Source organism: Catenulispora pinistramenti (assembly GCF_018274385.1).
In the GTDB taxonomy this organism is placed as follows: Bacteria; Actinomycetota; Actinomycetes; order Streptomycetales; family Catenulisporaceae; genus Catenulispora; species Catenulispora pinistramenti.
The window spans coordinates 1-12,939 of sequence record NZ_JAAFYZ010000268.1 but is presented as its reverse complement, the minus strand read 5'-3'; the positions used below and the strand labels follow the sequence as shown (position 1 = coordinate 12,939).

Sequence of the window (12,939 nt, the reverse complement as noted above, 5' to 3'; positions counted from 1 at the left end):
GACCCGCCCTGCCCTGAGCCCGCGCTACCTCTCAGTCCTCGACCACAGCCGTCCAAGCCTGTGCGTCCCCCGGCGCCCCGCTGAAGTCATACCGCACCCCGCCCTCGCGCAGCCCCACCAGCGTCACCGACGTCGTTCCCCAGGTCCGCTCGCCGAACTCGCGCCGCACCAGCAGCGCCCGGTCGTCGACCGGGTCGAGCCCGGCACCCTCCAGCAGCGGCAGCCACGGCCCCCACGCCTTGTCGGTCGCGACACCCGGCGCAGGCTGCGGTCGCGCCGCATCGGCCAGTCGCGGCCGGAAGAACCCGAGCCGCGCCGCCATCTCCTCGGTCCCGGGACCCTCGGTCGGGTCCGTGCCCTCCAGGCCGCTGTTCACCACCACGTGCAGGCCCGGGCCGAGCTGCCGCCGCTCGTGGCGCGCGCCGTTCCAGCTCAGCAGGAACACCTCCCGCAGCGTCGCGCACACCAAGTGGAACGGGTCATAGCGGGGAAAGTCCACGTCGTCGATGCTGCCGGTGGCGGCGAACGCCAGCGGCAGCTCGCCGCGCGAGCGGCGCCCGGGCTCCGGGGCCAGGGGGCCGCGGCCGTTCAGGACGCAGGCCGCGCGCGGCACGTCCGGATCCACCGCCAGCCACGTGCCGCCGGCCAGCAGATCCTGGCCGCCGATCAGGCGCGGCCGGTCCGGCCAGTGCCGGCCCGGGCCGGTCCAGGGCCGGTCGTGGAACTCATCGCGCACACCGGCCAGCAGGACCGGATAGGCGGAGGCGGGATCGACGCTCACGATCGCGGTACACACCCCCTCATCACAGCAGCCTGCGCCGTCCGGGTCGAACGCGGGTTGCGCCCGGGCGTGTCGAGCAGCGCCGATCACGCTGTGCCACCAGGATGGAAACCGTGTGTGGCGGTGTGCCGCAGCGGGTATCGCCGCTGCACAAGACGTCCGCGAACGCCCGGTGAACAACCGCCGGAGCTACGGGCGCGGAACAGGAAGCGGGTGACGCGATGGCGCAGGAATCCGTGCCGATGGGCCGCCGGGCCGACACCGCCGCCGACTCCAAAGCCGTACTCCTGACGCCGACCGCGCCGGACCCGCTCCGCCTCACCCACCCCACCTCCACCATGATCACCTGGGGTGCGGTCGGCCTGGGCTACTCCCTGATCGGCGGCAGCTTCCGCCGCCTGACCGTCCCCGCCGAGATCGCCACGCTGCTGCCCGGTGCCGCCATCGTCTGGTACGCGCTGCGCCCTGACACGAACCGCTTCCCGGCCCCGGACGCCGCCATCAACCGCCGCACGACCCTGCCCTGGGCGGTACTGGCCGTGGCGTTCGGCATCTGGGAGCTGTACGCGGCCGCCCGCGGCTCCACCCACGCCCACCCGACCCTGTCGATCCTGCTGGGCCCGCTGATCGACCCGCCGCCGGCGCGCGCCGCCGGCTATGTTGCCTGGCTGCTGGCCGGGGTGTGGGTGGTGCGCCGATGAGCCCGCGCGCCATCACCGTCACCGGCTACGTCGTCATCGGCGCCGCGGCACTGCTGGTGGAGCTGGTCGCCCGCCGTCCCGGCAGCCGCGTCCCGACGTTCTCGCAGCTGTTGAGCCACGTCATGCACGAGAAGTGGGGCCGGGTCGGGATGCTGCTGGCGTGGTGGTGGCTGGGCTTCCATTTCCTGTCCCGGTCCTGATCGGCGTGTCCCGGTCCTGATCGACGGTACGGCGGGATCCCGGAGGTAAAAAGCCGGAGGCAAAACCCGGAGGCGAAAAGCCGGGCGGGCCGTGACCCTGGTCCGAAGGTCGCGGCCCGCCCGAGTGTCGGTGTCGCTGGGGGAGCTTGTCCAACACGGTCCGGCTCGGTGAGCCGGCACGTCCATCAGACCGCGCCGGGCACCCCCGGTGCCAGTGGCAAGCCGGAGGATCAGCCTTCGGGGTGCAAGGAAGTCCTCTCCAGTTCCGCCGCATGCCTGCCCGAAGTCCGCTCGTCAGGACGTCGGCACGGCCGGCCGACAAGTGCCGCGGGCCCCGGTCGGCCGTTACCGCGGTAACCGGGGCGAGCGGGGCTCGGACCGTCTCACGCCGCCAGCGGCGCGCCGCGGGCCAGCAGGTCCCTGATCCCGGCGGCCGGCAGGGCCCGGGAGAACAGCCAGCCCTGTCCGGTGTCCACGCCGAGCCGCCGCACCGTCTCCAGCTGTCCGGCGGTCTCCACGCCCTCGGCCGTCACGGTCAGGCCGAGTGCGTGGCCGAGCGCGGTGACGGTGGCGATGATCTGCTCGTCCGCGCCGACGTCCCCCGGCCCGGTACCGGAACCACCGGCCGCACCGGACCCGTCGGCCGACCCCGCCACGCCCGCCGACGCCGACGCCAGCCCGGCCACGAACGTCCCGTCGATCTTCAGGATGTGCACCGGCAGCCGCCGCAGATGCGACAGGTTCGAATACCCGGTCCCGAAGTCGTCGACGGCGATCGCCACGCCCTTGTCGGCCAGTGCCCGCAGCGTCGCCTGCGCCGCGTCGTCCCCGGGCAGCAGCGCCGACTCGGTGATCTCCAGCCGCAGCCGCTGCGGCGCCAGCCCGGACTCGGCCAGCGCCGAGAGCACGTGCCCCATCAGCCGCGGGTCCCGGCACTGGCGCACCGCCACGTTCACCGACACCGGCGGCGCCGGCTGCCCCGGCGCGTCCGGCCACGTCGCCGCCGCCTGGCACGCCTCGGACAGGATCCGCCGCCCCAGCTCCACGATCAGCCCGGATTCCTCGGCCAGCGCGATGAACCGGTCCGGCGGCACGATCCCGAACCGCGGATGCCGCCACCGCACCAGCGCCTCCACACCGGAGACGGCGCCGTCGGCCAGCGACACGATCGGCTGGTACTCGCAGTAGAACTGCCCGGACTCCACGGCCGCCGGCAGATCCGCCGCCAGCCGGTACCGGGCCACGTCCGCCCCGGCCCGTTCGGCGTCGAACAGCGTCCACCGGTCCCGGCCCTCGCCCTTGGCCCAGTACAGCGCCAGATCCGCGGCCCGCAGCAGGTCCTCCGGCGCCGAGGCCGCGGCCAGGGCCTCCACCGCGCCGATCGACGCGGTCACCGTCAGGTCCCGGCCGTCCACCCGCAGCGGGTCCCGCAGGGCCGCCAGCACCCGCTCGGCGACCCGTTCCACCACCGGCCGGCCGCCCGGCGCGCGCCGGGGCTGCGATGCCTCAGCGCCCTGCGGCGCCCCTGACTCAGCGCTCTGCGCCGCGCCCGTGGCGGAAGCGGAAGACGCCGCAGTCTCCGCAGCCGCCGCAGTTCCGAAAGCTCCCGCGGCTCCGGCGGCGCCGGCCGGGTCCGTGACGGCGACCGGATGGTCCTTGTGGTCCTTGTACTTGTGGTCCTTGTAGTCGACCAGCACCGCGAACTCGTCCCCGCCGGTGCGCGCCAGCAGATGCCCGCCCGGCTCCAGCACCGTACGCAGCCGCGCCGCCACCGCGGCCAGGAACCGGTCCCCGGCGCCGAACCCCAGCAGGGCGTTGATCTGCCGGAACCCGTCCAGGTCCAGGCTGCACAGCCCGATCCGCTGCCCGGGCCGGGCCCGCGTCCCGGTACGCGCCTCCAGCCACCGGCCCAGCATCGCCCGGTTCGGCAGGCCCGTGAGCTCGTCCGCGAACGGCGTCGACGACCGGGACGCGGCCGCCTCGGCGTGCGCCATGGAAAGATTCTGACCGGACACCGCGACCACCTCCATCACGGGCCAGGACACCTGGTTGGCCCGACCCGCACCGCCGACTGCACGGCTTCCGAACGACTACCGAGCGCGATCATAAGACCATCCGGGGGCGCTGTGACGGCGCACACACTCCCAGATCACCTGATCGTGGCCGTACTGTCACACTCATCCCGCACAGTTCACGCCGACACCCCCGCCGGAAGGCGGGCTTCGGCGCGCGCTGCCGGCCCCGGGCCGTGACCCTCCCGGTACCGGACCCGCGGCGGGCCACCGGCGGCGGACCTCGGGCAGAATCAAACGCTGTGCAGATCACCATTCGCGAAGCCCTTCCGGCCGAGTTGGCGCCCGCCGGCCAGCTGACCGCCGCTGTTTACCAAGATGAATCCTTGGCCGAGGAGACATATCTGCCTCGTCTGCGGGACGCCGCCGCCCGGCACGCCGCCGAGGGGGCGTGGCAGCTGATAGCCGTCACCTCCGCCGACGGCACGGCCGGCCGGCTGGTCGGCGCCGCGGTGTACACCGTCGCCGGCAGCGAGTTCGCCGACATCGCCGCCGAGGGGGAGGCGGAGATCAGGATGCTGGCCACCGCCGGCGACGTCCGCGGCCAAGGCATCGGGGAAGCCCTGGTACTGGACTGTGTCCGGCGGGCCCGGGAGCAGGGCCGTCCGGCGCTGGTGCTGTCGACGAAACCCGAGATGCGCGCGGCGCACCGGCTCTACGAGCGCCTGGGTTTCACCCGCACCCCGGAGCGGGACTGGGAGTACGCACCCGGCAAGGGCCTGCTCACCTACCGTCTGCGCCTTGATTGAGCCCGGCATGTCCGCCCTGATATCCTGAGTGCGTGAAGAGCTTCGTGTGTGCCAGCTGGCGGCCGTCTTAGGACGGCCTCCCAGCCACACACGCCGACAGGCCGTCCGACGATCCGGACGGCCTTCGTTGTTCTCAGCCCCGCGCAGGGGGCGGGCGGTCCGGACGCCGGTCGCGTCAGACCCCCGACTCTGTGAGATCCCCGCGAGGAGAACGACGATGGACATCACTGTTGAGGTACCCACCAACACCGCAGACCAGCCGCGTGTTTTCCCTCCAGGTGTGGCTGACGGCGCACATCCGGCGCCCGGCGGGGAAAGCGCCGCCCACCTGACCGAGGCAGAACTGGCCGGGCAGCTGATCGGCGACGCCCGGCAAATCAGGGTCCTGACCGGAGACCGGCCGACCGGAGCCCTGCACCTGGGCCACTACCTGGGTTCGCTGCGCAACCGGGTCCGGCTGGCCGACGCCGGCGCCGAACTCTTCGTCCTGGTCGCCGACTACCAGGTGATCACCGACCGGGACGCCTCGGCCTCGATCGCCGACCACGCCGGGGGCCTGGTCGCCGATTACCTGGCCATCGGCCTGGACCCGGCCCGCAGCACCATTTTCGCGCACTCCGCGGTCCCGGCGCTGAACCAGCTGCTGCTGCCGCTGATGTCCCTGATCTCGGTGCCGGAGCTGGAGCGCAACCCCACCACCAAGGCCGAGGCCGCCGCCTCCGGCCGCCCGGCACTGTCCGCACTGATGCTCACCTACCCGGTGCACCAGGCCGCCGACATCCTGTTCTGCCGCGCCGACCTGGTCCCGGTCGGCAAAGACCAGCTGCCGCACCTGGAAGTGACCCGCACCGTCGCGCGCCGCTTCAACACCCGCTACACACCGGTGTTCACCGAACCCAAAGCCCTGATCTCCGACGCGCCGTCGGTGCTGGGCAGCGACGGGCACAAGATGAGCAAGAGCCACGGCAACACCATCGCGCTGCAGGCCGGCGCCGACGAGACCGCCGCGATCATCAAGGGCTTCAAGACCGACACCGACCGGCACATCACCTACGACCCCGAACACCGGCCCGAGGTGTCGAACCTGGTACTGATCACGGCACTGTGCCGCGGCGAGGATCCCAGGGCGGTGGCCGAGCGGATCGGCTCGGGCGGCGCGGCGGCGTTGAAGCAGGCGGCGACCGAGGCCGTGAACGAGCACCTGCGGCCGATCCGGGCCCGGCGGGCCGAGCTGGCCGGGGATCGCGGGTACCTGTCGGCGATCCTGCGGCGCGGCGCTGAGCGGGCCACCGGTGAGGCCGAGGCGACGCTGGCGCGGGTGCGGGAGGCGATGGGGATGGCTTACTGAGGGGGGAGAGTCGGCCGGGCCAGGCTGCCAGGCTGCCGGGTCCGGCCAGGCCGGGCGGCGAGCGAGTTGGCCCGGCCTGGCCGGACCCGGTCGAGTCGCGGCGGAACTCGCCCGGTCCGATTCGCGGCGAGGGTGGGCCCGGGTTTGTCGGGCTCGCGAGGCTGGCCCGGGCCGGGCGCGCGAGGCTGGCCCGGGCCGGGCGCGCGCCGGTTGGCCGGGGCCGGGCCATGTGCTGCCTCGTGTCGTACCGCCACCCGGCCCAGCCCCACGAGCGAACAAACGTTCCACCGTTTGCCGTCCTGCCTGCGGCGCGCGCCGCCGGTGCCCCACGACCGGCCCATCCGGCGCGCGCCCCACGGCTCCCGGTGCCAGCATCGGTCCCATGAGGCTAGGGCGCGCATCCCACGACACCGCCGAGCCCGGCACCGCCGCCGCCCCCACCGGTGGCGGCCGCCGCGACTTCAAACGCCGGGCGATCGCGATCGTGCTGGTCATCGTCGCCCTGGTGCTGCTCTACTTCGCCGGCGCCGCGTACATCCCGCGCTGGTGGTCGCACCGCATCGGCAGTGCCTGCAACGGCGCGTTCTCGACCGGGATGCTGCTGGGCATCTGCTTCGGCATCGTGTTCACGATCCTGCCGCTGGGCCTGCTGTGGTTCACGATGCGCCGCCCGATGCGCTGGAAGACCAGGATCGTGTGGCTGATCCTCGCGGTGATCCTGGCCGCCCCGAACCTGATGACGCTCGGCGTCGCGGTCGGCACCGGCGGCGGCGCCCACGCCGGGCAGCGCACCATGGACGTGCAGGCGCCGGGGTTCCGGGGCGCCACCGCCGTCGGCTGCCTGATCGCGGCGCTGATCTTCGTGGTGCTGGTGATCGCGTTCCGGCGCAAGGGGCGGCCGCCCAAGGTGCCGAAGCGGCCGAAGACGCCCGCACCGGAGCCTGTCGACGTCTGAGCGCGCCGGGTCGGGTCGTCAGGGCTGACTGACGGGCGGCTGGCTGGTCTGGGACGCGGCGGATTCCTCGCGTACGTCAGGACCGGGCCATCAGCGGGCTGTAGAACAGCTCCAGCTGGATCCCGTCCGGGTCCTCGAAGCTCACGAACGGCCCGAGCTTGGTCTCCCGCACCGGCGAGTGCGCCACCCCCAGCTCCTCGAACCGCTCGACCCACCCGGCCAACTCCTCGGCCGAGCCCACCCCGAACCCGAAGTGGTCCAGCCCCGTGGCCGCGTAGTCGAACGCCTCACCGGAATTGCCGGTGTGCTGCTGGAACGCCACACACATCCCGGTCGGATGCACCATGATCGTCTGCAACCAGTCGGGCCGGTCTGTCACCGCCAGGGTCTTGAACCCCAGCACGTCGGTGTAGAAGGCGACGCTGGCGTCGCGGTCCCGGACCGAGAACGACACGTGCGACCAGCCGGACAACTCGGGCATGCAGCGCTCCTCAGGGTTTTGAGCCGACGCCGCGCACGCTACCGCACCGCGGTGTACGAAGCGCCGGCCCCTGCGCTCCCGCAGCTACCAGCTACCAGCTACCAGCTACCGACTACCAGGCCTGGCCCGCGACCTGCCGCGTGGTGTGGTTCAGCCGGTTGAACAGGTTCGTCAACGCCACCATCAGCACGATCGCCGCCAGCTGCTTCTCGTCGAAGAACTGCGCCGCACCGTCCCACACCGAGTCACTGACGCCCTCGGGGTTGTCGGCCATCCGCGTCGCCGCCTCGGCCAGCGCCAACGCCGCCTTCTCCTCGTCGGTGTAGAACGGCGCGTCGTGCCACGCGGCCACCAGCCCGATGCGCTCCTCGGACTCCTTCATCCGGCGCATGTTCCCCATCCCGGAGAACACACACGGCGCGCAACCGTTGATCTGGCTGGCCCGCAGGTGCACCAGCTCCAGGATCGCCGGCTCCACCCCGCCGGTGTTCACCGCCTTGTACAGCTCCTGGATGGGGCCGGAGGCGTCCAGGATCACGGCCGGGTTCTTGATGCGGGCTTCCATGTCGATGCTCCCTGTATCAGTCAGAAGATGCTGCTTCGCAGTGGTTGGACCTCTTGGTCCGCCGCATCTCTGACTCCCGGGCCGCAGCGAATGTGACAGCGCCGGATGTGACCTGGGCCACATCCGGCGCTGAGACGCTCCTCAACTGATCAGCTGCTCTGCCACACCGTCACGTCCACCACCGCGTACGGATTGGCGTCGGTGCTGGAGGGCAGCCGCCGCACCGTCACCAACACCAGGTGCCCGGTCCCGGTGGTGATGCAGAAGCTGCTGCCCGCCGCTACCTGCGACAGCAGCACGTCGTGCTGGTAGCGCGTGTCGTTCAGGCACGAGGTGTACGAGCCGGTGTCGGTCGTGTCGAGCACGGCCACCCGGTCCGCGTAGAACCGCCCGTCGACGAAACTGCCGGCGAAGAACCCCATCGTGTCCGGCCCGTTCGACGTACCGGCCGCCGGATGGTACGGGTCGGTCAGGAAGTTGATGCTGTACCCGGACGCCAACTGGATCCCGACATACGACCCCAGCACCGACCCCGCCGGGACCGTGGACGTGGTCGAGGAGGTGCCGGTCGGAGTGGTCGCGGTCGGATTCACGCTCGTGGTCGGCGTCGACGCCAGACTGGGGGAAGACGTACCGGCGCTGGACGCCGACGTATGTGTCGAACTCGACGCGTGCGAAACCGGCGGAACCGACGCGGAGGTGTCGGCGGAGGACTGCTTCGAGTTCAGTGCGTGATCGCCGAACGCCCCCACGCCCACGCCTATCGCGAACAGCAGGATCGGGACCCCGACGCGCGCCAGCAGGCTCTTCTTCGCTTGCGTCTTCGTCTTCGGCACCTCGGCACGAATGGCGGCCTGGGCTCCGGTCCCCGGCTTGTCCGGCGCGTTGCTCGTGCTTTCGACGCGGGGACGTGGCTGCTGCCCCGGCACGCGCACACCGGCGCGCGCCTGCTCTGCTGCCGCAGCTGTGTCAGCCTCGCCGCTGCTTTCGCTGTCGGCAGGCGTTTCCGCTGCTCCGCCCGTACCTTCTGCGCGCTCTGACTGCTTTGCCTGCTCTTCCGCTCCAGCCTCGCTTGCGTCTTCACCGGCGCTTGTGGCCTCCGCAAGCGTTGTGCGGCGCGCGCCCTCGGCACCTACCACCCCCGCAGCTTCAGCCTCGCTCGTCTGGCTCATCGCCTGACTCGCCTGCCCGGCGCGCGCCGAACTGTCTGCGTCCTCGTCTCCAGCATCGGCCCCACCACGCGCCGACTCCTCCGCCGCAGCCTTAGCCTCCGACTGCGCCTTAGCCGCCTGCGCGTTGGCCTCAAGCTGGGCCCGAGCCGCTGACCTGGCTCTGACCGCCGCAGCTTCCGCCTCGGCCTGCGCGTTTTCAGCGTTTTCTGGGCTCTCTGGGCTCCCCGCGCCCTTGCTCTCAGCCTCGTCCTCAACCGCCTCCGGCCCGTCGGCCTCACCGCCCGGCTCCACCTCCGGAATCGGCACGATGATCGAAGGCTCCGGCGGCGCAGGCGTCGCGGCCTTCTCCGTCGGCCCGGCGCCGTCCCCGGCCGCCCCGCCCTCGTCCTGCTCAGCGAGTTCCGAGATCTGCGCCCAGTACTCGCGCCAGGCCTCGACGTCCCCTTCCCACGCCTCGACCAGCGCCAGCGTCACCTCGCGCGTCGGTAGCCGCTCGCCGGCGAGCGCCGCCTCGATCTGTTGGCCTGTGAGCCCGGTGCGCTCGGCCAGTTCCTCCCCATCCGGTCCCTCCGCGAAGTCCCGAAGCTCTCGCAGCCCCTGCGCCAGCACCGAAACCGCCGACGTCGACGACACCCTGTTCCACTCCCCTGCTCGTCCGATCGGTCGGTGCCCAACAGTAGTGCCGCGCGCACTCCGCCTGAACCCCGCGTCAAGGGCTGGATGCTGTTGATCGGATCTGTTCGTATCATCCGGAACCTTGACACTTATGAGCATCCGCAGTGTGCTGATGCACGGCGTGCGCCCCGCAGATCTTTCAAGATTCAGCAAGGAGGCACCGTGTCATCTCCCCGTCCCGGCCCTCGGCGATTCGCTGTCGCCGCCCTGTCCTGTGCCCTGGCTGTTCTGCCCCTGACAGTCGGCACCGCTCATGCGTCGACCGCACCGCCGTCCGCGACTACGAGTACCCGCGCCCCGGCCACCGTCCCCACTCCCACCATCCCCACCGCGCCCACCACGACGAAGCCCGCCGCCACCTTGGCCGCCACGCCCCCGATGGGCTGGAACGACTGGGCGCACTACCAGTGCTCCGTCGACGAGTCCACCGTCGTCGCCAACGCCGACGCCCTGGTCAGCACCGGCCTGGCCGCCAAGGGCTACACCACCGTCACCGTCGACGACTGCTGGATGGCCTCCGCCCGCGACGCCGACGGCGACCTCGTCGCCGACCCCACCAAGTTCCCGCACGGCATGGCCTGGCTCGGCAGCTACCTGCACAGCAAAGGCCTGAACTTCGGGATCTACGAAGACGCCGGCTCCGCCACGTGCGGCGGCTACCCCGGCAGCGGCCAGCCGCAAGGCGGCGGCGCGGACCACTTCGCGCAGGACGCCGCCACGTTCGCCTCCTGGGGCGTGGACTACCTCAAGCTCGACGGCTGCAACGTCTACATCCCGTCCGGCGAATCCACCGAGCAGGCCTACCACAACGCCTACAGCGCCGAGTCCAGCGCCCTGGCCGCCGCCGGCCGCCCCATCACCTTCTCCGAGTCCGCCCCCGCCTACTTCCAGACCGCGGAGTGGGGCAACCCGACCTGGTTCGACGTCCTGGGCTGGGTCGGGCAACTCGGGCAGCTGTGGCGTGAGGGCTGGGACATCGCCACCTACGACAGCGGCAACCCGACCGCCAGCCGCTGGTCCTCGGTGCTGTCCAACTACGGCTACAACCGCTGGATCTCCCGCTACGCCCACCCCGGCAACTGGAACGACCCCGACTTCCTCATCGCCGGCGACCCCGGCCTGACCGCCGACGAGTCCCGAAGCCAGGTCGCACTGTGGGCGATGATGAACGCCCCGATGATCCTGTCCTCCGACGTCGCCAACCTCAGCCCCGACGCTCTCGCGGCACTGGGCAACACCGACCTCATCGCGCTGGACCAGGACCCCGCGGGCCGACAGGCCGGTGTCGTCTCCACCAACGGCACCACCGACGTGCTGGCCAAGCCACTCGCGAACGGCGACCGCGCGGTCGCCGTCCTGAACCGTGGCTCCGGCGCCGCGACAGTGTCCACCGCACTGTCCTCGGTCGGCCTGCCGAACTGCACTGCCACGGCCAAGGACCTGTGGACCGGTGCCACCTCCACGGTCAGCAACGCCCTGACCGCCACGATCCCTGCTCACGGCACTGCCATCTGGCGGCTGACACCCTCTGCCGGCTGCGCTGCCGCGGTCCCCACCGGTGAGATCGTCGGCAACGGCGCCAAGTGCATGGACCTGACCGGGAGCAACACCGCCGATGGCACGGCCGCGATCCTCTACACGTGCTCTGGCGGGTCGAATCAGGCCTGGAGCCGGCCCGGCGATGGCAGTGTGCAGACGCTGGGGAAGTGCCTGACCGCTAGCGGAACTACTGCCGGCAGCACTGTGGTGATCTCCAGCTGTAGCGGCAGTAGCGCACAGCAGTGGACGGCGCAGGCTGACGGGACTGTCACCAACAACGCCTCCGGGCTGTGTCTGGACGTCTACGGCGGCGGTAGCGCGGATGGCACGAAGCTGGACACGTGGACTTGTGGCAGTCACCAGGCCAATCAGACCTGGGCGCTGCCTGACTAGCGCCTGGAGCGGCGAGCGGCGAGCGGCTGGCGGCTGGCCGCTCAAGGCACTAGCGGCTCGCCACTAACGACGACCGAACAGCGAGCGGCGCGGCAGGGGATTCACCACCCTCGCCGCGCCGCTTTTCTTACCGCGTCTTACCTCGTCTTACCGCGTCTTACCTCGTCCTGCCTTGTCCTGCCGTGCTCTGCCGTGCTCTGCCGTGCCCTGCGGTGCCCTACCGTCCGCTTTTGTCCCCGCTCTCCGTGTCGGTCTTTTGCCGCTGCCCGCCCGGCACCCGTGCAGCCTCGCTTCCTCCCGCACCCACGCCTCTACCCGCCCACGTCCCCGTCCCCGCATCCGCGTCCCGTTCCCGCGCGGCCGCCGCCAACTCCCCGCGCAGCGACGCCGCCAACACCTCCGCCTCGCGCCGTGCCTCCCGCTCCGCAGCCAGCGCCGCCACGTCCTGCTGCCACCTCGCCGTCACCTGCTCCACCTGCGCCGCCGCACCCTCCGCAGCGGCTTCGGCGCGCGCCGCCCGCTCCGCCTCGGCCTGCCTGCCCGCTGCTTCCCGGTCCGCACGTTCGCCCTCTGCTGCGCGGGCGGTGCGCGCGGCTTCCGCGTCGGTCTTGGCCGCCTGCACCTGCGCGGTGAGCCCGACCCGTAGCGCCTCCAGCTCCGACGCCGCGCGCTGTGCCACCGCCTGGGTCTCGATGGCAGCGGCCGCGGCCTTGCCCTCGGCCACGGCGATCTGGGCGTCAGCGGCCTGCCGTACCAGCTCGGCCTGCTCCCGCGCCGCCTGCAGCTGCAACGCCGCCTCGGCGCGCGTCCGGTCGGCCTGCTCCGCGGCCTCGGCCGCATCCCGCCGCGCGGCCTCCACCTCCCTGCGCGCCTGTTCCCGCATCGCTGCCAGCGCGGTCTCACCCTGCTCCCGCACCAGCGCAAGCTCCTCGGCCGCCTCCTGCCGCAGCAACTGCTCGACGTCGGCGTGCGCGATGACAGCGGCCTCCAACGCCTCCCGCGCCACCTCGGCATCGGCCCCGGCCTGCTCCGCCCGCGCCCCAGCCGCCTGCCCCGCGACCTCCGCCTCCGCGCGCCGCGCAGCCTCCGCCGCAGCCACCTGCTCCGCCGCCGTCACCCGCGCCGCGGCATCCAGCTCCACCGAGCGCACCTGCCGCTCGACGTTCTCCGGATCAGTGATCGCCTCCGCCCGCTCCAGCCACAAGTCGACCTGCGCCCCCAGCTGCCGCAACGTGGCCGCCACCGACACCCCGGACGCCTCGAACCCGGCGCGCGCCGCCGTCACCGGCATCCCACCCACGCCACCCC

General features: G+C 72.2%; 11 protein-coding genes and 1 pseudogene. 6 read left to right on the top strand and 6 right to left on the bottom strand.

The features are described from left to right. Nucleotides 1–31: 31 nt before the first annotated feature. Entirely contained in the window at nt 32–781 is a 750-nt protein-coding gene (locus tag KGQ19_RS42810) for an NRDE family protein (protein WP_212020321.1), read from the bottom strand. 221 nt (nt 782–1,002) lie between these two features. Here KGQ19_RS42810 and KGQ19_RS42805 point away from each other — a divergent pair, with 221 nt between their 5' ends. Together KGQ19_RS42805 and KGQ19_RS42800 are read left to right on the top strand one after the other, a co-directional pair. Then, entirely contained in the window at nt 1,003–1,482 is a 480-nt protein-coding gene (locus KGQ19_RS42805; RefSeq protein ID WP_212020319.1) for a hypothetical protein, read from the top strand. Further along, nucleotides 1,479–1,682, top strand: a complete 204-nt coding sequence (locus KGQ19_RS42800) for a DUF6186 family protein (RefSeq protein ID WP_212020318.1) — start codon at nt 1,479–1,481, stop codon at nt 1,680–1,682. Before KGQ19_RS42805 ends, KGQ19_RS42800 begins: the two co-directional genes overlap by 4 nt. A gap of 383 nt (nt 1,683–2,065) precedes the next feature. On the opposite strand, the gene KGQ19_RS42795 is transcribed toward KGQ19_RS42800, so the two are convergent. Continuing rightward, on the bottom strand, nt 2,066–3,676 hold the full coding sequence (locus tag KGQ19_RS42795) for a putative bifunctional diguanylate cyclase/phosphodiesterase (protein ID WP_212020316.1): 1,611 nt from the start codon (nt 3,674–3,676) through the stop codon (nt 2,066–2,068). A 320-nt stretch (nt 3,677–3,996) separates the two neighbouring features. On the opposite strand from KGQ19_RS42795, the gene KGQ19_RS42790 reads away from it, so the two are divergent. From KGQ19_RS42790 to KGQ19_RS42780, 3 genes are all read left to right on the top strand, one after another. Next, nucleotides 3,997–4,503, top strand: a complete 507-nt coding sequence (locus KGQ19_RS42790) for a GNAT family N-acetyltransferase (RefSeq protein WP_212020314.1) — start codon at nt 3,997–3,999, stop codon at nt 4,501–4,503. A gap of 280 nt (nt 4,504–4,783) precedes the next feature. Next, complete coding sequence (gene trpS, locus KGQ19_RS42785; protein WP_438801899.1) at nt 4,784–5,851, top strand: tryptophan--tRNA ligase; 1,068 nt, start codon at nt 4,784–4,786, stop codon at nt 5,849–5,851. A 382-nt stretch (nt 5,852–6,233) separates the two neighbouring features. Further along, nucleotides 6,234–6,806, top strand: coding sequence for a hypothetical protein (locus KGQ19_RS42780; RefSeq protein WP_212020311.1), 573 nt, complete (start codon nt 6,234–6,236; stop codon nt 6,804–6,806). A gap of 76 nt (nt 6,807–6,882) precedes the next feature. Here KGQ19_RS42780 and KGQ19_RS42775 read toward each other — a convergent pair whose 3' ends face one another. The 3 genes from KGQ19_RS42775 to KGQ19_RS42765 all read right to left on the bottom strand — a co-directional run bounded on the left by KGQ19_RS42775 (nt 6,883) and on the right by KGQ19_RS42765 (nt 9,657). Beyond that, complete coding sequence (locus tag KGQ19_RS42775; RefSeq protein ID WP_212020309.1) at nt 6,883–7,287, bottom strand: VOC family protein; 405 nt, start codon at nt 7,285–7,287, stop codon at nt 6,883–6,885. Between the two features lie 112 nt (nt 7,288–7,399). Next, the gene (locus tag KGQ19_RS42770) at nt 7,400–7,852 is read right to left on the bottom strand and encodes a carboxymuconolactone decarboxylase family protein (protein ID WP_212020308.1); all 453 of its coding nucleotides are present in this window, start codon (nt 7,850–7,852) and stop codon (nt 7,400–7,402) included. Between the two features lie 149 nt (nt 7,853–8,001). Continuing rightward, a complete protein-coding gene (locus tag KGQ19_RS42765; RefSeq protein WP_212020306.1) occupies nt 8,002–9,657 on the bottom strand; it encodes a helix-turn-helix domain-containing protein in 1,656 nt (551 codons plus the stop codon). A 204-nt stretch (nt 9,658–9,861) separates the two neighbouring features. Here KGQ19_RS42765 and KGQ19_RS42760 point away from each other — a divergent pair, with 204 nt between their 5' ends. Next, nucleotides 9,862–11,631 (top strand): glycoside hydrolase family 27 protein, encoded by a 1,770-nt coding sequence (locus tag KGQ19_RS42760; protein ID WP_212020304.1) that lies wholly within the window; start codon nt 9,862–9,864, stop codon nt 11,629–11,631. 217 nt (nt 11,632–11,848) lie between these two features. On the opposite strand, the pseudogene KGQ19_RS42755 reads toward KGQ19_RS42760, so the two are convergent. After that, a pseudogene (locus KGQ19_RS42755) lies at nt 11,849–12,939 on the bottom strand (hypothetical protein); the annotation flags it as partial.

Bases quoted from the DNA above. Each gene is read 5' to 3' on its own strand.
- KGQ19_RS42805 (WP_212020319.1), top strand. From the start codon at position 1,003: ATGGCGCAGGAATCCGTGCCGATGGGCCGCCGGGCCGACACCGCCGCC.
- KGQ19_RS42800 (WP_212020318.1), top strand. From the start codon at position 1,479: ATGAGCCCGCGCGCCATCACCGTCACCGGCTACGTCGTCATCGGCGCC.
- KGQ19_RS42795 (WP_212020316.1), bottom strand. From the start codon at position 3,676: ATGGCGCACGCCGAGGCGGCCGCGTCCCGGTCGTCGACGCCGTTCGCG.
- KGQ19_RS42780 (WP_212020311.1), top strand. From the start codon at position 6,234: ATGAGGCTAGGGCGCGCATCCCACGACACCGCCGAGCCCGGCACCGCC.
- KGQ19_RS42775 (WP_212020309.1), bottom strand. From the start codon at position 7,287: ATGCCCGAGTTGTCCGGCTGGTCGCACGTGTCGTTCTCGGTCCGGGAC.
- KGQ19_RS42770 (WP_212020308.1), bottom strand. From the start codon at position 7,852: ATGGAAGCCCGCATCAAGAACCCGGCCGTGATCCTGGACGCCTCCGGC.